At 41.6% G+C, this 26,891-nt stretch carries 22 protein-coding genes; 15 read left to right on the forward strand and 7 right to left on the reverse strand.

Annotated elements, in window-relative coordinates; all coding sequences use genetic code 11:
- The first annotated feature begins 200 nt into the window (after positions 1 to 200).
- Positions 201 to 2,114 (forward strand): metal-transporting ATPase PfeT, encoded by a 1,914-nt coding sequence (gene pfeT / locus CDO84_RS06545; RefSeq protein ID WP_040083294.1) that lies wholly within the window; start codon positions 201 to 203, stop codon positions 2,112 to 2,114.
- Between the two features lie 37 nt (positions 2,115 to 2,151).
- Here the strand turns inward: pfeT and CDO84_RS06550 are convergent, their stop codons facing one another.
- A complete protein-coding gene (locus tag CDO84_RS06550) occupies positions 2,152 to 2,355 on the reverse strand; it encodes a hypothetical protein (protein WP_014663767.1) in 204 nt (67 codons plus the stop codon).
- A 164-nt stretch (positions 2,356 to 2,519) separates the two neighbouring features.
- Here CDO84_RS06550 and papB point away from each other — a divergent pair, with 164 nt between their 5' ends.
- The 8 genes from papB (at position 2,520) to splB (ending at position 11,630) form a co-directional block, all read left to right on the forward strand.
- Positions 2,520 to 3,614 (forward strand): di/tri-peptidase, encoded by a 1,095-nt coding sequence (papB, locus tag CDO84_RS06555; RefSeq protein WP_040083293.1) that lies wholly within the window; start codon positions 2,520 to 2,522, stop codon positions 3,612 to 3,614.
- Positions 3,615 to 3,894: 280 nt separating this feature from the next.
- Positions 3,895 to 4,860, forward strand: coding sequence for a LacI family DNA-binding transcriptional regulator (locus CDO84_RS06560; protein WP_040083292.1), 966 nt, complete (start codon positions 3,895 to 3,897; stop codon positions 4,858 to 4,860).
- A gap of 62 nt (positions 4,861 to 4,922) precedes the next feature.
- Positions 4,923 to 5,789, forward strand: coding sequence for a glucose PTS transporter transcription antiterminator GlcT (glcT, locus tag CDO84_RS06565; RefSeq protein WP_014663771.1), 867 nt, complete (start codon positions 4,923 to 4,925; stop codon positions 5,787 to 5,789).
- Positions 5,790 to 6,018: 229 nt separating this feature from the next.
- Positions 6,019 to 8,118, forward strand: coding sequence for a PTS glucose transporter subunit IIABC (ptsG, locus tag CDO84_RS06570; RefSeq protein WP_040083291.1), 2,100 nt, complete (start codon positions 6,019 to 6,021; stop codon positions 8,116 to 8,118).
- 97 nt (positions 8,119 to 8,215) lie between these two features.
- Positions 8,216 to 8,482: a phosphocarrier protein HPr gene (locus CDO84_RS06575; protein WP_003154654.1), complete on the forward strand. Its 267-nt coding sequence runs from the start codon at positions 8,216 to 8,218 to the stop codon at positions 8,480 to 8,482.
- Positions 8,482 to 10,194 carry a phosphoenolpyruvate--protein phosphotransferase gene (ptsP, locus tag CDO84_RS06580; RefSeq protein ID WP_003218638.1) on the forward strand — a complete coding sequence of 571 codons (1,713 nt, stop codon included), beginning with the start codon at positions 8,482 to 8,484 and terminating at the stop codon, positions 10,192 to 10,194. The genes CDO84_RS06575 and ptsP overlap by 1 nt, the downstream gene beginning before the upstream one ends.
- 90 nt (positions 10,195 to 10,284) lie before the next feature.
- Positions 10,285 to 10,524 carry a splAB operon transcriptional regulator SplA gene (gene splA, locus CDO84_RS06585; RefSeq protein WP_003218644.1) on the forward strand — a complete coding sequence of 80 codons (240 nt, stop codon included), beginning with the start codon at positions 10,285 to 10,287 and terminating at the stop codon, positions 10,522 to 10,524.
- 77 nt (positions 10,525 to 10,601) lie between these two features.
- Positions 10,602 to 11,630: a spore photoproduct lyase gene (gene splB / locus CDO84_RS06590; RefSeq protein ID WP_014663774.1), complete on the forward strand. Its 1,029-nt coding sequence runs from the start codon at positions 10,602 to 10,604 to the stop codon at positions 11,628 to 11,630.
- On the opposite strand, the gene CDO84_RS06595 is transcribed toward splB, so the two are convergent.
- Positions 11,627 to 12,325, reverse strand: a complete 699-nt coding sequence (locus CDO84_RS06595) for a GNAT family N-acetyltransferase (protein WP_040083290.1) — start codon at positions 12,323 to 12,325, stop codon at positions 11,627 to 11,629. The genes splB and CDO84_RS06595 overlap by 4 nt on opposite strands.
- Positions 12,326 to 12,459: 134 nt before the next feature.
- Here CDO84_RS06595 and mcpC point away from each other — a divergent pair, with 134 nt between their 5' ends.
- From mcpC to CDO84_RS06610, 3 genes are all read left to right on the forward strand, one after another.
- On the forward strand, positions 12,460 to 14,427 hold the full coding sequence (mcpC, locus tag CDO84_RS06600; RefSeq protein ID WP_040083289.1) for a methyl-accepting chemotaxis protein McpC: 1,968 nt from the start codon (positions 12,460 to 12,462) through the stop codon (positions 14,425 to 14,427).
- 147 nt (positions 14,428 to 14,574) lie between these two features.
- Entirely contained in the window at positions 14,575 to 15,441 is an 867-nt protein-coding gene (locus CDO84_RS06605; RefSeq protein ID WP_040083288.1) for an NAD(P)-dependent oxidoreductase, read from the forward strand.
- A gap of 267 nt (positions 15,442 to 15,708) precedes the next feature.
- Positions 15,709 to 16,599, forward strand: a complete 891-nt coding sequence (locus CDO84_RS06610; RefSeq protein ID WP_040083287.1) for a Vgb family protein — start codon at positions 15,709 to 15,711, stop codon at positions 16,597 to 16,599.
- A gap of 420 nt (positions 16,600 to 17,019) precedes the next feature.
- On the opposite strand, the gene CDO84_RS06615 is transcribed toward CDO84_RS06610, so the two are convergent.
- Positions 17,020 to 17,793 (reverse strand): CAP domain-containing protein, encoded by a 774-nt coding sequence (locus CDO84_RS06615; RefSeq protein ID WP_014663779.1) that lies wholly within the window; start codon positions 17,791 to 17,793, stop codon positions 17,020 to 17,022.
- Between the two features lie 335 nt (positions 17,794 to 18,128).
- On the opposite strand from CDO84_RS06615, the gene CDO84_RS06620 reads away from it, so the two are divergent.
- The gene (locus tag CDO84_RS06620) at positions 18,129 to 20,249 is read left to right on the forward strand and encodes a peptidoglycan D,D-transpeptidase FtsI family protein (protein WP_040083286.1); all 2,121 of its coding nucleotides are present in this window, start codon (positions 18,129 to 18,131) and stop codon (positions 20,247 to 20,249) included.
- Positions 20,250 to 20,412: 163 nt separating this feature from the next.
- On the forward strand, positions 20,413 to 22,233 hold the full coding sequence (gene kinA / locus CDO84_RS06625) for a sporulation histidine kinase KinA (protein ID WP_014663782.1): 1,821 nt from the start codon (positions 20,413 to 20,415) through the stop codon (positions 22,231 to 22,233).
- A 10-nt stretch (positions 22,234 to 22,243) separates the two neighbouring features.
- Here kinA and CDO84_RS06630 read toward each other — a convergent pair whose 3' ends face one another.
- Complete coding sequence (locus CDO84_RS06630; protein WP_040083285.1) at positions 22,244 to 23,425, reverse strand: aminotransferase A; 1,182 nt, start codon at positions 23,423 to 23,425, stop codon at positions 22,244 to 22,246.
- 201 nt (positions 23,426 to 23,626) lie between these two features.
- Positions 23,627 to 23,788, reverse strand: coding sequence for a hypothetical protein (locus CDO84_RS06635; RefSeq protein ID WP_003245246.1), 162 nt, complete (start codon positions 23,786 to 23,788; stop codon positions 23,627 to 23,629).
- A 204-nt stretch (positions 23,789 to 23,992) separates the two neighbouring features.
- Here CDO84_RS06635 and cheV point away from each other — a divergent pair, with 204 nt between their 5' ends.
- The gene (cheV, locus tag CDO84_RS06640) at positions 23,993 to 24,904 is read left to right on the forward strand and encodes a chemotaxis protein CheV (protein WP_040083284.1); all 912 of its coding nucleotides are present in this window, start codon (positions 23,993 to 23,995) and stop codon (positions 24,902 to 24,904) included.
- A gap of 43 nt (positions 24,905 to 24,947) precedes the next feature.
- On the opposite strand, the gene CDO84_RS06645 is transcribed toward cheV, so the two are convergent.
- A complete protein-coding gene (locus CDO84_RS06645; protein ID WP_003232406.1) occupies positions 24,948 to 25,412 on the reverse strand; it encodes a YkyB family protein in 465 nt (154 codons plus the stop codon).
- A 124-nt stretch (positions 25,413 to 25,536) separates the two neighbouring features.
- Positions 25,537 to 26,829 (reverse strand): MFS transporter, encoded by a 1,293-nt coding sequence (locus tag CDO84_RS06650; RefSeq protein ID WP_040083283.1) that lies wholly within the window; start codon positions 26,827 to 26,829, stop codon positions 25,537 to 25,539.
- Positions 26,830 to 26,891 lie beyond the last annotated feature (62 nt).

Below are 26,891 nucleotides of genomic sequence, written 5' to 3' on the forward strand. Positions count from 1 at the left end.
GGAAGAATTGAGAATGCTAATGATAATTATTATCAAAAAGAAATTAAAATAATTATAATTGAAATTCTATTCTTACGTGCTATAATAAAGGAAGACATCAAGAAATAACTGACGATAAAGCTGCCTTTTGGGCGGCGATTTTGTTTTTTATAAGAGAAATGAAGATGATTTACGTTCTCAATTAGAGAGGAGAATTCGATATGAATGAACAAGTTATCGTTCAACGCGATCCGCACGAGCCATTGAAAACAGACAAGAGAGAAAAAAACTGGGCGCAGCACGCAGAGCTTATTGCAGCACTTGTATCAGGCGCTCTTATCTTGGCTGGCTGGCTCTTATCCGGCCATCAAGTATTATCTGTAACACTTTTCTTGCTGGCTTTTGTGATCGGCGGATTCGCTAAAGCAAAGGAAGGAATCGAAGAAACGCTCGAATCCAAAACGCTGAATGTAGAACTTTTAATGATTTTCGCTGCTATTGGCTCCGCCTTGATTGGATACTGGGCAGAGGGTGCTATTTTAATATTTATTTTTTCCTTAAGCGGAGCTTTAGAAACATACACAATGAATAAAAGCAGCAGAGATTTAACGTCTTTAATGCAGCTTGAACCTGAAGAAGCAACATTGCTGATCGATGATGAAACCAAAAGGGTTCCAGTTTCAGACTTGCAGGCCGGTGATATGATTGTGATCAAACCTGGAGAACGAGTAGCAGCAGACGGTATCATTGAATCGGGCTCGACAAGCCTTGACGAGTCGGCATTAACAGGTGAATCAATGCCTGTAGAAAAAAACACAGGCGACGCTGTATTCACAGGGACGGTGAATCGCAATGGATCCTTGACTGTTCGTGTCACGAAAGCAAATGAAGATTCGTTATTCAGAAAAATTATCAAACTGGTTGAATCAGCGCAAAACAGTGTATCACCCGCACAGGCTTTCATCGAACGATTTGAAAATGCTTATGTGAAAGGTGTGTTAATTGCGGTGGGGCTCCTGTTATTCATCCCGCACTTTGCGCTGGGCTGGAGCTGGAGTGAAACCTTCTACCGCGCAATGGTGTTTATGGTTGTCGCGTCACCTTGTGCGCTTGTCGCCTCTATTATGCCGGCGGCGTTGTCCCTGATTTCAAATGGCGCCCGCAACGGTATGCTTGTGAAAGGAAGCGTCTTTCTTGAACAGCTGGGCTCTGTGCAAATGATCGCCTTTGATAAAACCGGTACTGTAACAAAAGGCCAGCCTGCCGTTGAGACGATCAGAATAGCAGAAGGATTCAGTGAAGCGGAAGTTCTTGAGGCTGTCTATGCCATCGAAACGCAATCAAGCCATCCGCTTGCCCAGGCCATAACGGCGTACGCTGAAAGCCGCGGCGTGAATCAGTCCGGCTACATATCTATAGAAGAAACATCAGGGTTTGGCGTTATGGCAGAAGTGTCGGGCGCGAAATGGAAGGTCGGTAAAGCAGGTTTTATCGGCGAGGAAATGGCGGCGCAATTTATGAAACAGACAGCATCAGATATCATTCAAAGCGGCAATACGATTGTATTTGTGAAAAAGGATAATCAAATAGCGGGCTGTATTGTACTGAAGGACCAAATCAGGCCTGAAGCAAAAGAGGTCATGGAGGAACTGAACCGACTTGGGATTAAAACGGCCATGCTGACAGGAGATCACGAGGACACGGCTCAAGTGATTGCCAAGGAAGCCGGCATGACAACTGTTGCGGCAGAATGCCTGCCTGACCAAAAAGTGAATGAAATCAAACGTTTAAAAGAAGAATTCGGAACGATAGCAATGGTTGGTGACGGAATCAATGATGCGCCGGCGCTCAAAGCGGCGGATGTCGGCATTGCGATGGGCGGCGGAACAGATGTAGCACTTGAGACCGCTGATATGGTCCTCATGAAAAACGACTTGAAAAAGCTCGTAAACATGTGCCGCTTGTCACGGAAAATGAACAGGATCATTAAACAAAATATCGTGTTTTCTCTAGCTGTGATCTGTCTGCTTATTTGTGCAAACTTTTTGCAGGTGATGGAATTGCCATTTGGCGTGATTGGTCATGAGGGAAGTACGATTTTGGTCATACTAAACGGATTAAGACTCCTAAAATAAAACCAGCAGCCCCATCAGGCTGCTGGTTTTTTATGTATCAAGCTTTCCCTTCATTTTTGTCTTTGGCAGATCTTTTCGTAACCAGGATGAGAGCGAGAATGCAGCAAAGAAAACCCGCTGCACAGCCTATAATTGAGCTGTAATAATAAAAGCCCACCATCTTCATTCCGATAAAAGGAGCGGAAATTCCCAAAATCGTTAAGAGCATAACTGCTTTTCGCCTGAAAAAATTCATCAGCAAACGGAACAACCCCCTGCGATTGAACGTTACTGTCAGTATACAGGAAGCGGAGCAGGAAATAAAATGCATCGGAAAATGAAGGCGTTGTGAAAGGCAAACATCTGCAAAACCTGATACAATGAAGGGTAGAACAATGCATTGCAAATGGCGGGGAGGAACAAGAAGTGAATAGAATACAACGCGTCTCTTCATGGCTGAAGGAAGCGGGGCATACTGCCGCATTTATTCATACGAAAGAAAATGTTTTTTACTTAACCGATTTTTACACAGAGCCGCATGAAAGATTAATGGGGTTATTTATTTTTCAAGAAGAGGAGCCTTTCTTTATTTGTCCAGGAATGGAAGCAGGACAGGCCCGCAACGCAGGCTGGAATTATGAAATCATTGGCTATGCGGATCACGAAAATCCGTGGGAGCTGATAGAGAAAGCCTTGAAAAAGCGAAATATCAGCATACATACGCTTGCGGTAGAAAAGGATTCCATCTCGCTATCACGCGCTGAACAGCTGAAGCATTCGACGGGCGGGGCTCAATTTGTTTCAGCAGAAGAAACACTCAACCAATTTCGCCTGATTAAAGACGACAATGAAGTTCGTTTGCTGAAAGAGGCGGCAAAGCTTGCGGATTACGGTGTTGAAGTCGGTACAGCCGCTTTGCGTGAAGGCATTAGTGAAGTGGAAGTGCTCGCTCAAATTGAGTATGAGCTGAAGAAAAAAGGAATTCAAGGCATGTCTTTTTCGACAATGGTTTTGTTCGGAGAAAAATCAGGCCAGCCTCACGGAAATCCTGGTACAGCCACGTTAAAGAAAGGTGATTTTGTTTTATTTGATCTCGGTGTTATTCTTGACGGCTATTGCTCTGATATTACAAGAACATTTGCATACAAAACCATCAACCCGAAGCAGGAGGCGATTTACGAGACTGTGCTTCAAGCGGAAAAAGCCGCGATTGAGGCAAGCAAACCCGGTGTCAGAATCGGAGATCTGGATTTGACTGCCCGCGGAATCATCGAAAAAGCGGGATACGGTGACTATTTTCCTCACCGGCTTGGACACGGACTCGGAATTTCTGTCCATGAGTACCCATCAATGAGTCAGGCTAACGATACGCTTCTGCAGGAAGGCATGGTCTACACGATCGAACCGGGAATTTATGTGCCTGAAATCGGCGGCGTGCGCATTGAGGATGACGTTCATGTAACTAAGGACGGGGCAGTTGCCCTGACACAATATCCGAAGGAATTAATCATACTGCCGTAACAGGAAGTAAAAAAGGACTTTGTTCGAGACATCGTCCTTTTTTATCTGCATTAAATAAAAAAATCATCAAAAGTTCGAAATGGTTTAATTTCATGTTTTTGGTTGAGAGGTTTTACAGCAAGACAGCTGCCGCCGAGAACAGTGAGACATAATCCAATTAAAATGAAAAAACCCATGTGATCTTCTCCTTTCAGCAAAAAACATAAAATATGTCTGGTACGTTCCTATCATATTGTATGAAACGCATTCCAGATCAAGGGATTTAGAAAGAAGGGAATCTATGGCTAATATTAAAGACATTGCAGAAAAAGCCGGTGTCTCCGTTACAACGGTTTCCCGGGTGATAAACAATCATCCGTACGTTAGTGAAGACAAAAGAAAAAGAGTGCTTGAAGCGATGGAGGCATTGGAGTACACGAGAAATATTCACGCTGTCCATTTGTCGAAAGGATTTTCAAACATGATTGGTGTTGTCTTGCCGACGGTTAGCCTGCCATATTTTGCAGAGCTGATTGCAGGAATAGCTGACGCAGCCGTGGAATCCGGGATTCACCTCTCTTTATTTCAAACAAACTATGAGGTCCAAAAAGAAATCTTTGCGCTGTCTCAATTAAAACAGCGACAGGTTGACGGCCTGATTTTTTGTTCAAAGGCACTTGCTGATGAGAAACTCATGGAATGGGAGGGCCCGATATTGCTATGCCAGAATTCAGATATTGGCCGTTTCCCAACCATCAGCATTCCACACCAAGAAGCATTCCGGAACGGCTTGGACTATTTAATTGCCAAAGGGCACAAAAAAATAGCGATCTGTTTGGCAAGAAAAAAAGGCGTGAACAGCCATTTTCGAATCAAAGCCTATAAAGAAGCATTGGAAGAGATCGGGGAGGCATTTCGTGAAGACTGGGTAGTTGAGAAAGCGATTACAATCAATGATGGGAAGGCGCTTTTTCATAAATGGAAAACGTGGAAGGAAAAGCCGACGGCTATTTTTGTTGCCAATGACCAAGTTTCAGCAGGACTTTTTCTTGAAGCAAAGAATCAGCGGGTATCAGTACCGGATGAGCTTGCGATCTTAAGTGTTGATAACCACGAAATCAGCCAAGCGCTTGGAATCACAACGATCGATATTCAAACAAAGGAAATGGGAAAGCAGGCATTTGCCATGCTGGAAAAAAGAATTCAAGGGCAGCCGATTGAAAGGAAGGTTTTGGATTACCAACTCATCGAAAGATCGACTGTTTAGTGAAAGCATCGAAAAAAGGTTTGACGTGCATTCCGTTCGTTATGTACGATATGAGGTATTGAATGACAAAGGAGCTGAGGATCGTGAATGGGTCCTTCACAGTGAAAAAGGTACTGAATAATAATGTATTAATTGCTTCTCATCATAAATACAGCGAAGTCGTTTTAATCGGAAAAGGTATTGGTTTCGGAAAAAAACAAGATGATGTCATTGAAGATAAAGGCTACGATAAAATGTTCATTTTAAAAGACGAGAAGGAACAAAAGCAGTTTAAAAAGCTCCTTGACTATGTTGATGAAAAGCTCGTTGATATTTCGAACGATGTCATCTATCACATCAGCAATAGGACTAATCACTCATTAAATGAACATATTCATATTGCGCTGACAGACCATATCGCATTTGCGATCAAAAGGCAGCAGCAGGGATTTGATATGAAGAATCCATTTTTAATGGAGACTCAGTCACTATACCCTGAGGAGTACCAAATAGCTAAAGAAGTCATAGAGATGATCAATGAAAAAGCGGGAATCTGCCTTCCTGAAGGGGAGATTGGTTTTATCGCTCTGCATATCCATTCAGCGCTGACAAACCGCCCGTTGTCTGAGGTCAATCAGCACTCGCAGCTCATGGCACAGCTTGTCGAAGTGATTGAAGACTCATTTCAAATGAAAGTAAATAAGGAAAGTGTCAACTATTTGCGGCTGATCAGGCATATCAGATTTACAATAGAAAGAATTAAAAAAGAAGAACCGACTAAAGAACCAGAAAAATTAATGTTCTTATTGAAAAATGAATATCCGCTATGCTACAATACAGCTTGGAAATTGATTAAAATCTTGCAGCAAACATTGAAGAAACCAGTTCATGAGGCGGAAGCGGTTTACCTAACGCTTCATCTGTACCGATTAACCAATAAAATTTCATAAATTCAGTTTAACCTTATAACGTGTTACTGATCCGATCAGGCATGAGTGATTGAGGGGAAAAAAACGGGAAGTTATTCTCGTTCTTTTGCGCACCCAATTTTGCTCATGCCCTTTTTGTTGTGTAAAAGGGCAAATGTAAACGGTTAAACTGGAAGACTTACGCCTGTGAATTCGTTGTCATGATTTTTAGCTGTAAGGTCAGACTAGTAAAAAGAGGAGGTCAATTCTTATGTTTAAAGCATTATTCGGCGTTCTTCAAAAAATTGGGCGTGCGCTTATGCTTCCAGTTGCGATCCTTCCGGCTGCGGGTATTTTGCTTGCGATTGGGAATGCGATGCAAAATAAGGACATGATTCAGGTCCTGCATTTCTTGAGCAATGACAATGTTCAGCTCGTAGCGAGTGTTATGGAAAGCGCTGGGCAAATTGTTTTCGATAACCTTCCGCTTCTATTCGCAGTCGGTGTAGCCATCGGGCTTGCCAACGGTGATGGAGTTGCAGGGATCGCGGCGATTATCGGTTATCTGGTAATGAACGTATCCATGAGTGCGGTTCTTCTTGCAAACGGAACCATTCCTTCCGATTCAATTGAAAGAGCCAAGTTCTTCACGGAAAACCATCCTGCATATGTAAACATGCTTGGTATACCTACCTTGGCGACAGGTGTGTTCGGCGGTATTATCGTCGGTGTGTTAGCTGCACTATTGTTTAACAAATTTTACACAATTGAACTTCCGCAATACCTTGGTTTCTTTGCGGGTAAACGTTTCGTTCCAATTGTTACGTCAATTTCTGCACTGATTCTGGGTCTTATTATGTTAGTGATCTGGCCTCCGATCCAGCATGGATTGAATGCCTTTTCAACAGGATTAGTGGAAGCGAATCCAACCCTTGCTGCGTTTATCTTCGGGGTGATTGAACGTTCGCTTATTCCATTCGGTTTGCACCATATTTTCTATTCGCCGTTCTGGTACGAATTCTTCAGCTATAAGAGTGCAGCAGGAGAAATCATCCGCGGGGATCAGCGTATCTTTATGGCGCAGATTAAAGACGGCGTACAGTTAACAGCAGGTACGTTCATGACAGGTAAATATCCGTTTATGATGTTCGGTCTGCCTGCTGCGGCGCTTGCCATTTATCATGAAGCAAAGCCGCAAAACAAAAAACTCGTTGCAGGTATTATGGGTTCAGCAGCCTTGACATCCTTCTTAACAGGGATTACAGAGCCATTGGAATTTTCATTCTTATTCGTTGCACCAGTCCTGTTTGCGATTCACTGTGTGTTTGCGGGGCTTTCATTCATGGTCATGCAGCTGTTGAATGTTAAGATTGGTATGACATTCTCCGGCGGTTTAATTGACTACTTCCTATTCGGTATTTTGCCGAACCGGACGGCATGGTGGCTTGTCATCCCTGTCGGCTTAGGGTTAGCGGTCATTTACTACTTTGGATTCCGATTTGCCATCCGCAAATTCAATCTGAAAACACCTGGACGCGAGGATGCTGCGGAAGAAACAGCAGCAACTGGGAAAACAGGTGAAGCAGGAGATCTTCCTTATGAGATCCTGCAGGCAATGGGTGACCAGGAAAACATCAAACACCTTGATGCTTGTATCACTCGTCTCCGTGTGACTGTAAACGATCAGAAAAAGGTTGATAAAGACCGTCTGAAACAGCTTGGCGCTTCTGGAGTGCTGGAAGTCGGCAACAATATTCAGGCTATTTTCGGACCGCGTTCTGACGGGTTAAAAACACAAATGCAAGACATTATTGCGGGACGCAAGCCTAGACCTGAACCGAAAACATCTGCTCAAGAGGAAGTAGGCCAGCAGGTTGAGGAAGTGATTGCAGAACCGCTGCAAAATGAAATCGGCGAGGAAGTTTTCGTTTCTCCGATTGCCGGGGAAATTCACCCGATTACAGATGTTCCTGACCAAGTCTTCTCAGGAAAAATGATGGGTGACGGTTTTGCGATTCTCCCTTCTGAAGGAATTGTCGTATCACCGGTTCGAGGAAAAATTCTAAATGTGTTCCCGACAAAACATGCGATCGGCCTGCAATCAGACGGCGGAAGAGAAATTTTGATCCACTTTGGTATTGATACTGTCAGCCTGAAGGGCGAAGGATTTACGTCTTTCGTATCAGAAGGAGACCGCGTTGAGCCTGGACAAAAACTTCTTGAAGTTGATCTGGAAGCAGTCAAACCGAATGTACCATCTCTTATGACACCGATTGTATTTACAAACCTTGCTGACGGAGAAACAGTCAGCATTAAAGCAAGCGGTTCAGTCAACAGAGAACAAGACGATATTGTGAAGATTGAAAAATAAGGGTGTTAGTACGCCGTGCTTGTCAGATGACAAGTACGGTTGTATGATATAATATTGTGAAGTAATATAGCTTTAAGTTAAAAGGAGAATGATAAAAATGGCACAAAAAACATTTAAAGTAACTGCAGATTCTGGAATCCACGCTCGTCCTGCGACAGTTCTTGTACAAACTGCTAGCAAATACGACGCTGACGTTAATTTAGAATATAACGGCAAAACAGTTAACCTTAAATCTATTATGGGTGTTATGTCTCTAGGTATCGCTAAAGGCGCTGAGATCACAATCTCTGCTAGTGGAGCTGACGAAAACGATGCTCTTAACGCTTTAGAAGAAACAATGAAAAGCGAAGGACTCGGCGAGTAATGCAAGAGTTAAAAGGGATTGGCGCTTCAGCCGGCATCGCGATTGCAAAAGCGTACCGGCTTGAAGAGCCAGATTTAACGGTTGAAAAGAAAAACATCTCTGATTCTGAAGCGGAAGTAAGCCGTTTTGATGAAGCGATTGCACGTTCAAAAGAAGAGCTCGAAAAAATCAAAGAGCACGCTTTGAAGGAACTGGGTCAGGATAAAGCTGATATTTTTTCTGCTCACCTTTTAGTTCTCAGTGACCCTGAGCTTCTGAACCCTGTGAAAGAAAAAATCAGCACTGATTCAGTTAACGCTGAATTCGCTTTAAAAGAAACGTCTTCTATGTTCGTTACCATGTTTGAATCTATGGACAACGAATATATGAAAGAGCGTGCGGCAGATATCCGCGATGTAACAAAACGCGTAACTGGCCACCTGCTTGGCGTCGAAATTCCAAACCCAAGCATGATCTCAGAAGAGGTTATTATTGTAGCTGAAGACTTAACACCGTCTGACACAGCTCAATTAAACCGTGAGTTCGTAAAAGGATTCACAACTGATATTGGCGGACGCACATCTCACTCCGCCATCATGGCGCGTTCTCTTGAGATTCCAGCAGTTGTTGGAACGAAAGCGGCTACAGGCACGATCCAAAACGGCGTGACTGTTATCGTTGACGGTATCAATGGTGATGTCATTATTGACCCATCTGCTGAAACTGTAAAAGAGTATGAAGAAAAACATAATGCTTATTTGGCTCAAAAGGCTGAGTGGGCGAAGCTTGTCAATGAACCGACTGTCTCAAAAGACGGACATCATGTAGAGCTCGCAGCGAACATCGGTACTCCTGATGATGTAAAAGGCGTTCTTGAAAACGGCGGCGAAGCAGTTGGCCTTTACCGTACAGAATTCCTTTACATGGGAAGAGATCAGCTGCCTACAGAAGATGAGCAGTTTGATGCTTACAAAACGGTTCTTGAGCGTATGGAAGGAAAATCAGTTGTCGTGCGGACACTTGATATCGGCGGAGACAAAGAGCTTCCTTACCTGCAGCTTCCTAAAGAAATGAACCCGTTCTTGGGATACAGAGCGATTCGCCTTTGCCTGGAAGAGCAAGAAATCTTCAGAACACAGCTTCGCGCGCTGCTTCGTGCAAGTACATACGGAAACTTGAAAATCATGTTCCCTATGATTGCGACAGTTAACGAATTCAAAGAAGCAAAAGCGATCCTTCTTGAAGAGAAAGAAAAGCTCGTAAAAGCGGGACAGGCTGTATCTGATGATATTGAAGTCGGTATGATGGTTGAAATTCCGTCAACTGCAGTCATCGCTGATCAGTTTGCTAAAGAGGTTGATTTCTTCAGTATCGGAACAAACGATTTGATCCAATACACAATGGCAGCTGACCGTATGAATGAACGTGTATCTTACCTGTATCAGCCATACAACCCGGCTATCCTTCGCCTGATTACACTTGTAATTGAAGCGGCACATAAAGAAGGAAAATGGGTTGGCATGTGCGGAGAAATGGCAGGAGACGAGATTGCGATTCCGATCCTTCTCGGCTTAGGCTTAGATGAGTTCTCAATGAGCGCAACGTCTATCCTTCCGGCAAGAACACAAATCAGCAAATTGTCTAAACAAGAAGCTGAGTCATTCAAAGAGAAAATCTTATCTATGAGCACGACAGAAGAAGTTGTCGCGTTCGTAAAAGAAACTTTCAAATAATGTACAAAAACCAGACGGCCTTCGGCCTGTCTGGTTTTTTTCATAAGTAAGGGTATAGAAGGACACAATAACATGGCTAGGAGGGATAGTATGTCAAACCAATTTAATGCAGGAGATACTGTTTACGTGATCTACAGAAATCCGCACGCCGCCAATGTTGCTCACATCAAGGAAGCCGAAATTGTGCACCACCCATACCATGAAGGCGAGCTATCTCTGTTTATTTATGAAACCTACCATCCGTTTGCAGAGGACGACGCTGTGTTTGCAAGCTATGAAGAAGCTAAATCACTTTACAAAGAACTATTTGATATTGATCCGTATGAGTAACAAGGAAATCATTACAACTCATATCCTTTCCGTCTGGTGAGAAAAGTAACAGTAGTAAAGGAAAAGGATGTGGCATCATGCAGAACCCATTTGTTCCGCAGCTTGTGTATATAGAACCAAGAGCGCTGGAATATCCGCTGGCTCAAGAATTACAAGATAAGTTTGAGAAAATGGGCATTGAAATCAGAGAAACGACATCCCACAATCAGGTGCGTAATATTCCTGGGAAAAATCATCTTCAGCAATATCGCAATGCGAAATCAACTTTAGTTATTGGTGTTCGGAAAACATTAAAGTTTGATTCATCCAAACCCTCAGCCGAATATGCCATCCCGTTTGCAACAGGCTGCATGGGGCACTGCCATTATTGCTACCTGCAAACAACCATGGGATCAAAGCCATATATCAGAACTTATGTAAACGTCGAAGAGATTTTGGATCAGGCGGATAAGTATATGAAAGAGCGCGCGCCAGAGTTCACAAGGTTCGAAGCCTCTTGTACCTCAGATATCGTAGGAATTGATCATCTGACACACACGCTGAAGCGCGCCATTGAACATTTTGGTCAAAGTGATCTCGGAAAGCTTAGATTTGTAACGAAATTTCATCATGTCGATCACCTATTAGATGCAAAGCATAACGGGAAAACGAGATTCAGGTTCAGCATTAATGCCGACTATGTCATTAAAAACTTTGAGCCGGGAACCTCACCTCTTGATAAGCGGATAGAAGCGGCTGTTAAAGTTGCAAAAGCAGGATACCCGCTAGGCTTTATTGTTGCACCGATTTATATTCATGAAGGCTGGGAAGAAGGGTACAAACATCTATTTGAAAAGCTTGATGCTGCTTTGCCGCAGGATGTTAGACATGATATTACGTTTGAATTAATTCAGCACCGTTTTACAAAACCGGCCAAACGAGTGATAGAGAAGAATTATCCGAAAACGAAGCTTGAATTAGATGAGGAAAAGCGCCGTTATAAATGGGGCCGTTACGGGATCGGAAAATATATATATCAGAAAGATGAAGAGCACGCACTTCGAGAAGCGCTTGAATCCTATATTGATGCTTATTTCCCTAATGCGAAAATCGAATATTTCACTTAACCGGGCTGTTGTGATGAACAGCTCGCTTTTTTATAGAAAGGATTTTTCCATTCCATCAAAACGCCGTAATTCAATGATTCTGTATCCTCTAAATAATTATTGACTACACGAATAGGTGAACGCCCGCAACGGAGGAGAAAGGACAGCACAGGGTCGTTTTTTCTGCCTTCCATCACATCTTCAACGTACTGAACAGCGCTGATCTCGTGTGCGTATTTATGATATAAAGGAAGGCGTCCGCCTCCGAGAAGGCGCTCCAGCCTTTTATCAACAGTAAGCTCATACATCGTATTCATCAGCCATTTTCCGATTCCAAGCTTTCGATAACGTGGAGAAACAGAAATATCCACTACATATAAGGTATTTCCATGAGGGTCATGATTCTTAATGGATCCGTTGTCTGTTGCTTGCGCCCATGTATGGTCAGGAGATTCAGGCTCAAATTGTACAATAAGAGCCGTCATGGAACCGATAATTCTGCCATTGATGAGCGCGCATAAAGCGCCTTCCGGAAAGGTTTTGATATGACTGTCGAGCTGGCTTTCAGACCACAGTAATTCTTGGGGAAATGGGGGAGGGAAACATTCTCTTTGAAGAGAAATCAGCCCCTTGATGTCATTCTCATTGTAGTTTCTGATGGTTAGAGCTTCAAATTTTCTTCCGTTATGCACATATATTTGTTTCAGTATGATCATCACTCTCCTTATGTTGTTTTATTATAACGAAGATTGAATTTTCAGTAAATATATTCCGATATTCTTATAATTTATTTTTTGATTATTCATTTTTCAAACGAAAGGGCCGATATAGAAATTAGGAGGGGATTGGTTTGTTTAAAAAACTTCACATGAAGATTGCTGTTTTTGTTTCGATTATGTTAATCGCCACAGTTGTTCTTTTAATGCTGTCTTCTTATTTAACGCTAAAACCGATGATTACAGAGGATGGGAAAAATACAACTCAAAACGTGACGCAGTCACTTGAACAAAATATTGAATTGCAATTAAAGAGCTATGCTATTTCGTTATCAAGGCTGGCTAATGGGGAATTAACGCATACATTTGTAACGAAACCAAGTAAAGAAGCTGCTCGGCTGTTTAACGATGACATTAAGCAAATCAAAGATAATGATGATTATGTTGCGATGGCTTACATAGGCACCGCAAAAAAAGAAATGTTTACATATCCAAAAGCGAATTTCGCTGAGGATTATGATCCAACATCAAGACCATGGTATAAGCTTGCAGCTGAAGCCCCGGATCAAGTTGTTTGGACGGAACCTTATAAAGATGTCGTGACAGGAGACATGATTGTTACTGCATCGAAAGCGATCTTAGACGGGCAAAAAGTGATAGGGGTTGCCAGCTATGACCTGAAACTCTCTGCTATCCAAAGTATGGTCAATAAACAAAAGGTGCCTTACAATGGATTTGCCTTTTTAGCTGATGCGAGCGGCAATCTTTTAGCCCATCCGTCAAATCAAGGGAAAAATATATCAAAGGATCAAACACTGGAAACCATTGCGTCCGAGAAAAAAGGGATACAGGATGTGAATGGGAAAATGGTTGTGTATCAAACGATTGGTGAAACGGGCTGGAAGGTCGGAACGCAATTTGATACCGATCAATTAATGTGGATTTCAGATAAAATGAATCGGGCAAATCTGTGGATATCATTGATTGCGCTTATCATCACAATTATTCTCAGCTACTTCCTGGCCAAAACGATAACCGGTCCGATACAGCAGCTGATCGCTAAAACGAAAGCCGTTTCCGCAGGCGATTTAACAGTGCACGCGGAATCAAAATCTAAGGATGAAGTCGGTATTTTAACAAGGGACTTCAATCTGATGGTTGAAAATATGAAGGAAATGGTTGAGCAAGTGAGGATCTCTTCAGGGAAGGTATCTGATACCACTGAGCAATTAACGGCTGTCTCTGCAGAAACAAATGAAACAAGCGGACAAATTGCAAAAGCGATTGAAGAAGTAGCTGCAGGAGCATCGGAACAAGCTTCTGAAGTTGAAACCATTAATGAAAAATCAGAAAGCCTGTCAATGAAAATCAGACAAATCGCTGAGGAGGCAGGCGGAATAAAAGAACGCTCAAAATCGTCCGAGGATGCGAGCTATAAAGGACTTGACGCACTCGGCCAGCTACTGATGAAGTCAAACGAAGCCAACATGGAAACAAAAAAGGTCGAAACGATGCTGCTGGATTTAGAAAATCAAACTAAGAATATTGAAGAAGTCGTTACGGCGATTTCAAACATATCTGATCAAACCAATTTGCTTGCTTTAAATGCCAGCATTGAGGCAGCCAGAGCGGGAGAAAGCGGCCGCGGTTTTGCCGTTGTAGCTGATGAAGTGAGGAAGCTAGCTGAGCAATCAGCCCTCTCTACAAAGCATATCAGTGAGACTGTAAAGCTTATCCAGCTTGAGACAAAAGAGGCCTCTCATGCAATGATTGAGGCAAGCAGAATGAACGATGAACAAAACAGTGCCATTCACGAGACTGGAGAGGTATTAAACACGATAACTTCGGAAATGCAGTCACTGGTGCAAGGCATTGATCACATTTACGCAGAAATTCAAAGAATGAGTGAAGAACAGCTCGCGATTTCTGAAGCGATTCAAAGCATTTCAGCCATATCACAGGAATCAGCTGCCGCAGCAGAGGAAGTGAACGCATCAACTGATGAACAGCTGATCACTCTTGATAAAGTCAAACACTCAACAGACACGTTAAAACATGCAAGCCAAGAGCTTATGAAAACAATTACAAAATTCACATTATAATCCAAAAAATCCCTAAAACATGATATGTTTTGGGGATTTTTTATTTTAGAGTCTACTCTATGATGTATAGTTATGGTAGTCTAGAAAATGAAGGAAAAATGATAAATTTTAACTAAAATCTAAACAAAACATCTGGGAGGAATGACCTTGAAAAAAACAATTGGTTTTATCGGTCTTGGAGTAATGGGAAAAAGCATGGCAACACATATTCTCAATGACGGCCATCCTGTATTGGTGTACACCCGGACAAAAGAAAAAGCAGACAGCATCCTGCAAAAAGGCGCGGTATGGAAAGAAACGGTCAAAGATCTTTCGAAAGAAGCGGATGTTATCATTACAATGGTCGGCTATCCCAGTGATGTTGAAGAAGTGTATTTCGGAACAAGCGGAATTATTGAAAACGCAAAAGAAGGAGCATATCTTATTGATATGACGACATCTAAGCCCTCGCTTGCGAAGAAGATTGCTGAAGCGGCCAAAGAAAAAGCATTATTCGCTTTAGACGCTCCTGTTTCAGGCGGAGATGTCGGTGCACAAAACGGAACACTCGCGATTATGGTTGGTGGAGAAAAAAAAGCTTTTGAAGCCTGCATGCCGATTTTCTCTTTAATGGGAGAGAATATTCAGTACCAAGGACCGGCTGGAAGCGGACAGCATACCAAGATGTGCAATCAGATTGCAATTGCAGCTGGTATGATCGGTGTTGCTGAAGCAATGGCATACGCTCAAAAATCAGGCCTAGAGCCGGAAAATGTCCTGAAAAGCATCACAACGGGCGCAGCGGGAAGCTGGTCATTGTCAAATCTTGCTCCCCGTATGCTGCAAGGCAACTTTGAACCAGGATTTTATGTAAAGCATTTTATTAAAGATATGGGAATTGCGCTAGAGGAAGCAGAACTAATGGGAGAAGAAATGCCAGGCTTATCGCTAGCTAAATCCTTATATGACAAGCTTGCTGCACAAGGTGAAGAAAACAGCGGAACACAGAGTATATATAAACTTTGGGTGAAATAAAAAGACTGCCTGTATCCTGCAGGCAACCATCAGGCTGTCGTGATAATCTCGACAGCCTTTTTCTGGGCTCTAGGTGGTAAAACAGAAAAATACCACTTGGAAATGCTTATTTGTTTTGTTTATTATGAGATAGGATTATGGTGTAATGTTTTTATTTATGACGAAATCGGCGCCTATTTAGGTATGAACGTAAGCATTGCCTCCTATTACAGAACAGTGAGAATAGGAGGCTTTTTTGCAGATTATATTGAAGGGGGGAATTAAGTTATGGAGCTTGAACAGCAAGAAATAAGTATTTTACATTCTGATTCTGGCCCATACGGGATAGCCATTTCACACGAGGGAAAAGTATGGTTTACCCAACATAAAGCTAACAAAATAAGCTGTATTGATAAGAAGGGAAAAATTCAAGCGTATACGATTCCGACACCTGATGCTGGGGCCATGTGTTTAACGGTGTCTTCAAAAGGTGATATCTGGTTTACAGAAAATAGAGCTAATAAGATAGGAAAACTGACCGAAAAAGGGCAATTTAGAGAATATCCATTACCGCATCAACATTCAGCCCCGTATGGGATTACGGAAGGTCCAAACGGCGATATCTGGTTTACTGAGATGAATGGAAATCGTATAGGAAAATTGACGATAGAGGGTAAGATTTATGAATATGAACTGCCTAATGAAGGATCATACCCTTCTTTTATTACATTGGGTTCAGATGATTCGCTTTGGTTCACTGAAAACCAGAATAATGCTATCGGCAAAATAACTGAATCAGGAGAGGTAACGGAGTTTCCAATTCCGACACCGGGAGCAGGACCAGTTGGTATTACAAAAGGGCATGATGATGCACTTTGGTTTGTAGAAATCATGGGGAATAAGATAGGTAGGATTACAGTTTCAGGTGACATAACTGAATATGATATTCCAACACCAAATGCACGTCCTCACGCTATCGCTGCAGGGCGAAAATCCGATTTATGGTTTACCGAATGGGGAGGAAATAAAATCGGAAGGCTGACAAGTGATCACAAAATTGAAGAATATACAATCAACACACCTCATGCTGAGCCTCATGGAGTTGGATGCGCTAATGATGGAACAGTATGGTTTGCATTAGAATGTAACAAAATAGGAAAGCTAAGATTAACCACATAATAGAATAGAGGCCGCCCTTTGTACCTCAGGCTGTCGAGAAACCTCGGACAGTCTCTATTTCCCTATCATATAATCAAAGAAAGGCTTTAAAGAATGATGTCTTTCTCTGTTCCTCACAAAAAACTGCGACGAATCCTATATTGCTCAGACTGAAAATTTTTCCTTAATTGCAGAAAAGGTCAATTCTATCAAAGGCATATTTGCTATGGAAGGTGAAAAACAAAACGGATTGTGAGTGAACAAATTCCCCTTACAATCGGGTTCCAGAATGTAAAGAAGGATGCCGCATCCTACCCTTGCTTGGCTGGCGGCTTTTTCTATTTCTGCATCAAAAATATGAATACAGCAAAAAAGCTTGCAGAAAAAACATGGTTTTTTCTGCAAGCTGAAGATTACCTGTATCGTACAGGAAATTTTTTATTATTTACCGATGAATTGTTGTGTCCAGATGCTTCCAGACTCAACGTAGCCAACACCGATGTGAGTAAAGTTAGGGTTTAGAATGTTTTTTCTGTGTCCTTCACTGTTCATCCAGGCTTTTACTACTTCTTCAGGTGTCTTTTGGCCCTTCGCAATGTTTTCACCTGCTGTTTTGTAGCTGATTCCGAAAGATTTCATCATATCAAACGGTGAGCCATAAGTTGGGCTTTGGTGATCAAAGTAGTTTTTGTCTTTCATATCCTGAGATTTTGCGCGTGCAGATTTGCTTAACGTTTCATCAATTTGAAGCGGTTTTAAGCCTTGTTTTTGTCTTTCTGCATTTGTAAGCTCAACAACTTTTTTCTCATATGCACTTACAGATGAAGGTGCAGATGTTGTTGTGTTTGTTTTTTCAGCAGTTGCAGGTGCTTTAGAAGCTGTGTTTTGATCAGCAGCTGCTTTTTCAGTAGTCTTTTGCGCCGGTTTTGCCGTTTCTGTCTTTTGAACATCCTGAACCTTCATGTTAGATTGCTTCGCATGTTTTTGAAGAAGCTGCTTAATCTCTTTTTCGTTTGCAGCGTTTAACGTTTTGATATTTGTGTTAATATGCAGTTTTTTTACTGCATCGTTAAGTGACATGTTTTGTACTGTGTTCCCCGTTTTTACTGTTACCACAGACTGGCAGGAGAGTTCTTTCGCTGATGCTTGCTGTACGCCTCCGAATGTGAATAATCCAACCGCAGCGGCAGCAGATAAAATAAATGCTTTCTTCATTAGTTCGTAACCTCCTAGAGTTGTTTGTTTCTACAAAAAAATCATAACATAGCTTTTTTGTCATAAAGACTCCAACACTTTCCTTTGACAAATAAAGATTGTCATTTTCGTAAAGTAAATCCGCTGAATCGCATGAATAAAGAAATCAGCGGCATTTATGGTTTTATCGTACTGTTACATATCTTCCTTTTTTTTGAATCGTTAGTTATATTTTAATGTGTTTTTATGTTGACAGCTTTTTTTACTCCTTTTCGCTGTAACAACTATTACAAAGGTGTTACAATTAATCTCAGTATATGTAAATATATTGAATGATTTGAGAGGGGTAACCAGAAGTGACTGAAATAGGACGTGAACCAAAGAAAAAGAGCAAAGGAAACAGAGCAATCAGAATGAACCTTTTTTTCCTAGCTGTCTTTGTTCTATTCACTGCATTAATTTTTAAGCTCGGGGTTGTTCAAATTGTTGAAGGCGAACAGCATGAAGAAGACGCTGAGAAATCAAATGCAAAAACAGCTTACTATCCTGCGCCTCGCGGGAAGATGTACGACAGAAACCAGAAAGTTGCTGTCGACAACCAGAGCGTTCCAGAAATTGTGTATGTATCAACATCTAGCACAAAAACCGAAGATAAGATCAAAACAGCGAAGAGGCTTGCTTCTTTCATTCATATTGATACCGAATTTTTGAAGGAAAGGGATTTGCGTGATTACTGGATCGCAGCTCATCCGAAAAAAGCCGCCGCCCTGCTTAAGGAATTGGAAAGCAATCTGAAAGGAGCCCAGGCTTACAAGCTTCAACTAGAGCGTGTTCCGGATCAAGAATTGAAGGCTATTCAGCAAGATGACGAAGAAATGGAAACGGCTGCGATATATACAAGGTTCTCAAGCGGAAATGCCTACGAACCTCAAATCGTAAAGGCAATGAATCCAAATGAAAGCAATAGCAATGGAAAAAACGGAGCGCTGCTTGATGAGAAGAAAAACTCCTCGCAGAGACCCAAAAATGACTTAACATATGATGAAATTTCAATTGTTTCTGAGCATTTAGAAGAGCTTCCGGGAATCGACATTGTAAACGATTGGACACGAAAATATCCTTATGACAAAACCCTTTATTCCGTTTTCGGAGGCGTCACGACACCTGATCAGGGCCTGCTGAGCGACCGGAAAGATTTCTATTTAACAAGAGGCTATGCGAATAATGACAGGGTGGGAAAAAGTTATTTAGAGTATCAATATGAAGATTACTTAAATTCGCATAAAGAAAAAGTGGAATATGTAGAAGACAATAAAGGAAATGTCGTCAGCCAAAAAACCATTGATAAAGGCAGCAGGGGATACGATCTTCAGCTTTCCTTTGACATGGAGCTTCAAGCAAAGATGGAAAAGATTATTGAAGAAGAAGTGAGAAACAGCCGTGCACGCGGAAATTACATGCTGGACAGAGCTTTTGCCGTAATGATGGACCCGAATAACGGCGATATTTTATCGATGGCAGGGAAAAAGATAGACTTAAAAACCAACAAAATTGAAGATTATGCGATAGGGGCATTTACCACCCAATATGAAATGGGCTCAGCAGTGAAAGGCGCCACCGTGCTGGCCGGCTATCAGGACGGAATTCCGCATTATAAATATTTTGTGGATACACCTCTTTATTTTGCAGGAAACGGTAACAAGCCTAAGAAGTCCTATATGAATATGGGAACGATTAACGAATTAACCGCACTGCAAAAAAGCTCAAACGTATACATGTTTAATGTCGCCATGCATATTGCCGGTGTTACATACAAGCCGCATGGACCTCTTCCTGCTGACCAGAAGGATTTAAACAAGATGAGAAATTACTACAGCCAATTTGGCCTGGGTGTAAAGACAGGTATTGATCTTCCGCAGGAATCAGCCGGCATGCAAACTACACCTGATGCGGTGGGGGGGTTAATTTTAGACCTGGCCATTGGACAATACGATACATATACCCCCCTTCAAATGGCGCAGTACATCTCTTCCATTGCCAATGGGGGCTACCGTGTTCAGCCAAGAATTGTTACAAGTGTTCATGAGCCCAGCAATAAAAAGGGCCTTGGGAAGACCATTGAACAAAGAAAGCCAAACATTCTCAATAAAATTAACAACTCAGAAAGTGACATACAGCAAGTAAAGACCGGAATGAAGCTCGTTACAACCTCAGGGACAGCTAAAAATACGTTTACAGAAGATGTATCAGGGAAAACAGGAACAGCGGAAACATTTTACTACGGCACGAATCGCAATTGGTGGGGGAAAAAAACATACAATCTTACATTTGTTGGTTATTACCCATCGGAAAATCCCAAAGTCGCTTTTAGTGTCGTTGTTCCCTCAGTAAGGGATGATGATAAAATCAATAAAATTATTGCCAAAAGAGCTATCCACGCCTACGCAGAGCTCGAAAAAAAACACAGTAAAAAATAAAAAACAGGGTGCACAACGAAAAGATTGTGTGCCCTTTCTTTTATTCAAAAATTGACGTTCACCATAAGAATAGAAGGAGAATACTCATTTTCTAGCGAATCATACTAGGTAAAAGTCAATCTGTATATGTCGAAACACGATGATCATGCAAAGGAGGGATTCTGTGGAACAGGATACGCAGCATGTTAAACCGTTTCAAACGAAAACTGATATTCATGCAGTCTTGGCCTCTAATGGACGCATCATTTATATATCAGCCAACTCCAAACTGCATTTGGGCTATCTCCAAGGAGAGATGATCGGATCATTCCTCAAAACGTTTTTACATGAGGAAGACCAATTTTTAGTTGAAAGCTATTTTTATAATGAACATCATTTGATGCCGTGCACCTTTCGTTTTATTAAAAAAGATCATACGATTGTGTGGGTGGAGGCTGCAGTAGAAATTGTTACGACAAGAGCTGAGCGGACAGATCGGGAAATCATTTTGAAAATGAAAGTTCTTGAAGAAGAAACAGGCCATCAATCTCTAAACTGCGAAAAACATGAAATCGAGCCTGCAAGCCCGGAATCGACTACATATATAACGGATGATTATGAACGGTTGGTTGAAAATCTCCCGAGTCCGCTATGCATCAGTGTCAAAGGTAAGATCGTCTATGTAAACAGCGCGATGCTTTCAATGCTGGGAGCAAAAAGCAAGGATGCTATTATTGGCAAATGGTCCTATGAATTTATTGAGGAAGAATATCATGATATCGTGAAAAACAGGATTATACGAATGCAAAAAGGAATGGAAGTCGGAATGATTGAACAGACGTGGAAAAGGCTTGATGGCTCACCTGTTCATTTAGAAGTGAAAGCATCCCCGACCGTCTACAAAAACCAGCAGGCTGAGCTGCTGCTGCTGATCGATATCTCTTCAAGAAAAAAATTCCAAACCATCCTGCAAAAAAGCCGTGAACGATATCAGCTGCTGATTCAAAATTCAATTGATACCATTGCGGTGATTCACAATGGAAAATGGGTGTTTATGAATGAATCGGGAATTTCCCTGTTTGAAGCGGCTACCTATGAGGATTTAATTGGCAAAAACATATACGATCAGCTGCATCCTTGTGATCACGAGGATGTAAAAGAGAGAATCCAAAACATTGCCGAGCAAAAAACAGAATCAGAAATTGTCAAGCAATCCTGGTTCACCTTTCAGAACAGGGTCATCTATACGGAGATGGTCTGCATTCCGACGACCTTTTTTGGTGAAGCGGCCGTCCAAGTCATTCTTCGGGACATCTCAGAGAGAAAGCAAACAGAAGAATTGATGCTGAAATCGGAAAAATTATCAATCGCAGGCCAGCTAGCGGCGGGAATCGCCCACGAGATCCGCAACCCGCTTACAGCGATCAAAGGATTTTTACAGCTGATGAAGCCGACAATGGAAGGAAACGAGCATTACTTTGATATTGTGTTTTCTGAACTCAGCCGCATTGAATTAATACTCAGTGAACTGCTCATGCTTGCGAAACCTCAGCAAAATGCTGTCAAAGAATATTTGAACTTGAAAAAATTAATTGGTGAGGTCTCAGCCCTGTTAGAAACACAGGCAAATTTAAATGGCATTTTTATTAGAACCAGCTATGAAAAAGACAGCATTTATATAAATGGGGATCAAAACCAATTAAAGCAGGTATTCATTAATTTAATCAAAAATGCAGTTGAATCAATGCCTGATGGGGGAACAGTAGACATTATCATCACCGAGGATGAGCATTCTGTTCATGTCACTGTCAAAGACGAAGGGGAAGGTATACCTGAAAAAGTGCTAAACCGGATTGGAGAGCCATTTTTAACAACAAAAGAAAAAGGTACGGGGCTTGGATTGATGGTGACATTTAATATCATTGAAAACCATCAGGGAGTCATACATGTGGACAGCCATCCTGAAAAAGGCACAGCGTTTAAAATTTCATTTCCAAAAAAATAAAAACAACGGCTTAAACGCCGTTGTTTATCGTCTGCATTGATTCCCGTTTTTTTAATACAAATAATTCTAAACGATCCAAGCCTTCTCTCAGCGTGTCCATTGAACATGCAAAAGACAGCCTTACATATCCTTCACCATATGTTGAGAACGAGCTGCCCGGCACGAGTGCCACGCCAGCGTCTTCCAAAAGAGCCATACTAAAATCAAATGAACTCATTCCAAAGGATTTAATAGAAGGGAAGATATAAAACGCACCGGACGGTTTAACAACGTCAATTCCCATGGAAACCAGACGGTCATATACATAATCCAGACGTTTTTTGTATTGTTCTCTCATAATTAGTGCATCATCAAAGCCGTTTGTGACAGCTTCAAGCGCGGCTTTTTGAGAAATGGATGAGGCACATGACACATTGTATTGATGAACCTTTAAAATGTGCTTTGCGATGTCTTTCGGTGCGAATAAAAATCCAATTCTCCAACCGGTCATGCTGTGCGATTTTGACAACCCGTTAATGACAATCGTTTGATCCCGCAAATAGGTTGCGATGGAGTAATGCGGTCTATCATATGTTAATTCACTGTATATTTCATCAGACAATACGAAGACATTTCTGCCTTTTAAAAGAGCTGCGATACTTTTCAGCTCTTCTTCAGATAAAGTCACGCCAGTAGGATTTGACGGATAAGGAAGCACGATACACTTAGTGTTAGGTGTCAGCGCATCTTCAATCAGCCGAGCAGTAAGCTTAAAGCCGTGTGACGTAGTATCAACAATGACAGGCTTGGCTCCGCATAAATTGATAATAGGTTCATAGCCTGGATAAATAGGCCCTGGCATAATCACTTCATCACCAGGAGACAAAATCGTCCGGAATGCAGCATCAATGGCTTGGCTTGCACCTGTTGTGATGATAATTTCAGATTCAGCATCATAGTTGAAATCCGCTTTTTTCTTCATATAAAGCTGCACAGCTTGTCTCAGCTCCAGGTAGCCGGCATTCGGTGTATATGACGTCACGTTTTCATCAATGGCTTTTTTTGCGGCAGCTTTCACATGATGCGGCGTGAAAAAATCAGGCTGGCCGATTGTAAGCGAAATGACGTCTTCGTGTTGGGCTACAAGATTCGAGAATTTGCGTATTCCTGAAATTTCAATCTCTCTTGCTTTCGGATTCAGCAAATGTTCCATAATTCATCACCTTAACAAATATAATGAGTTTATCCTATTTTACCACTAGCTGATTATTTGTCACCTTTTTAACTGATATATTTCGATTGTATGCGTCTTATTTCTAAACATACCTTTCTTTTCAGAAAAAAAGAAGACAACCAGCGATTTGATTGTCTTTATTGTATCATGTTCTATTATTGTTTATATGTGCCAATTTCATTAATAGCCATAATCAAAATGAAGGTCTTCGTGCCAAATCAGATACGGGGGATGCTCTTCTTGAAGGTCAGCTGATTCTTTCTTCATATTCAGGTAAGTTTCTTCACTGATATCTTCTAAAACAGTCATTTCGTTTTCTTTAAATATTACTAAGGTACCCATTATTTACACCCTTCTTTGGAAAAATCCTTGACTATTTTATCACTGTTAGTTGGAAAGTCAATGGTTATTAGGAAAAAAGTTTCTTTTTTGAGGAACGCGGCTTAATTGCTCTTGGAATTCGATTTTGAAGAGTCGCCATTCACTTTTTACAAATTCCGCCGATATATACAGTACAATACTGAATGCGAATAGCGAGGGATTGAATTGTCGTTACAACAATACGAAATTTTATTGGATTCTGGTACAAATGAATTAGAAATTGTGAAGTTTGGCGTGGGTGAAAATGCTTTCGGGATTAACGTCATGAAAGTAAGAGAAATTATTCAGCCTGTCGAGGTGACATCAGTGCCTCACTCCCATCAGCATGTAGAAGGAATGATTAAACTCAGAGGAGAAATCCTCCCAGTGATCAGCCTTTTCTCGTTTTTTGGAGTAGAGCCTGAAGGGTCAAAAGATGAGAAATATATCGTAACGGAATTTAATAAACGGAAAATTGTTTTTCATGTCGGCTCTGTGTCTCAAATTCACAGAGTATCATGGGAAGCGATTGAAAAGCCGACATCGTTAAATCAAGGAATGGAGCGGCACCTTACCGGAATTATTAAGTTTGAAGACCTGATGATCTTTTTGCCTGATTATGAAAAAATTATTTATGACATCGAATCAGATTCAGGTGTGGACACGTACAATATGCATACCGAGGGCTTCGATGAAAGAAGAACTGAGAAAAAGCTTATCATTGTAGAGGACTCACCGCTTTTGATGCGACTCTTGCAGGATGAATTAAAAGAAGCAGGTTACAACAATATCGCTTCGTTTGAAAACGGAAAAGAGGCATATGACTACATTATGAACCTTGCTGAAAACGAAACTGATTTATCAGAACAGATTGATATGATCATCACGGATATTGAAATGCCAAAAATGGACGGACACAGGCTCACAAAGCTGCTGAAGGAAAATCCGAAAAGCTCAAATGTGCCGGTTATGATTTTCTCATCTTTAATTACGGATGATCTACGCCACCGCGGCGAAGTTGTAGGCGCAGATGAGCAAATCAGCAAGCCTGAAATCAGTGATTTGATTAAAAAAGTGGATACGTATGTTATCGAATAAATAAAAACAGCCGGTGCCCGGAAGAGGCACGGCTGTTTTTATTTTAAAAGTAACTCTCGCCAAGCTTTTTAAAGACAGGTTTGTGATAAGCTGGCTGCTGGCGATTAGGCACTAGCGGCTTTTCTTTCATGCCGACATATTCTTGCAACAGGTGTTTTGCTTTTGTTAAAGACATTTGAGCTTTAGGATTTCGGTACGATTGATTAAGTGTACCTAAATGCGGAAGATGTTCGAAGTCTTCTTTAGTTGGAGGCATGTGAAAATAGTAGTCTCCGATTGAGATAAGCACGTCCGATTGCTGTTGGCTGAACCTTGGATTTTTTGAAAAATGAAGCCCTATTTTCTTTCCTTTACCTTCTTTGACGAGCTTTTGCAAAGCACGTTTTTTCAGCAGATATAGGTATTTAGGGTTGGGGGCGGTTTTTGCATGGCGGTTCACAGTGTAAACTGCTTTTGAAAGATTTTCTACGGTTGGCTGCAGATCTTTCGTATATGCATGGTCGTCCATTATTTCTCTCCTTTGCTCTTATCAATTTCTATATGTTTAGATTATACTTTTTTAAAGTTGAAATGCAAATATTGAATGTAAAAATGCGATTTTTTCTGAGAAAAAATCGCATTTTTAACCTACATTATACAGATCTTGCCTTCTTTTTCGGCTGTTCTTGAAATGCTTCCTGAACATTCACTTCCACAGCTTGTGCACTGTATTTTGGCAGTGCAATAAAATAAAAAATAAAAACGATCAGGATGATAACACCCATGCCGTAATAAAGATAATCAATGTTTGGAACGAACTTAGGGAATAACAGCGCCACTAAGCCGAGTGTCAAAGACTGTGCAAACATCATAAAAGGGTCCTGCATTCCGCTTACACGTCCCATCAGTTTTGGATGGACTATTTTTGGCATCCATCCTCCGATTGCAATGTTGATCGGTCCGATGCACATTCCCAGTGCAAAAGCTGCCGCGTAATACACCCATAAAACATTTGTGTAGCCAAGGACGAAGATCAGCAAACCTGCAATGAAAATCGGTATCGACATTAAAAAGTGGGGCTTCACTTTTTTAGAGATAATCGTGCCGATTACACTTCCTGCAAGCAGCCCAAACCCGAGTGCGATCGTAAATACAGACGTATGCCACTCATAACGGTCAGGCGCCAATCCGTATTTCATTGTAAACATTGGCAATACGGCGAATCCTCCGTTGACAAACCCAAAAATGAAGAAGCCGAAAATAAGAGATGCCAGCAATTTGTTTTTTAAAATATAGAAAATGCCTTCTTTAAAGTCATTTATTGAATCTTTAACAGAAGTCTTTCTCCAGCTGAATGCACCGTTTGGCTGTCGGGCTTCTTTTGGAATCCGGCAGCTGCGGATCAGCAGTCCGGAAATGATGAAGCTGACAAAATCAAGAATAATGGCGCCTTCAATCCCGATTGTCTTGTACATAAAAGCGCCAATTCCGACTCCGAACACCATAAAAATGCTAAAAAGCATCTGGTTAAGACCGGCCGCTTTCGCATAATGCTCCTTCGGCAGAATGGCTTGTACCAAACTGTTTTCTGCCGGAAAGAAAAACTTCGTGACAGCGCTTCTGACAAATAAAATACAAAAAACAAGAGGAATATTGCCGGTAAATAAAGTGAAAAAAAGAACGACAGTCAGGCCTGCTCTGATCCAATCACAGTTTTCTGCTACCTTTTTTCTGTCGAACCGGTCCGCGACGACTCCGACGATCAGAAATACAAAAATGGTCGGAAGAGAATACATCAGCTCCGCCAAGGTCGTATATGAAGGCTGGCTGCTGAAGCGGTCCAGCAAGAAAAAAGCAAAGGCCATGTTGCCTACTGTCGTGCCCATTTGAGAAGCGAGTGCTGCGAAAAATAGATGAACAAAATTACGATTTTTAAATATATCCATAAAAACGCTCCTTACCCTAAAGGTCCCACTTTATCATATTATAAACCGCCTGTTTTGGAAAC

The organism is Bacillus sp. MD-5, from assembly GCF_002201875.1.
GTDB lineage: Bacteria > Bacillota > Bacilli > Bacillales > Bacillaceae > Bacillus > Bacillus stercoris.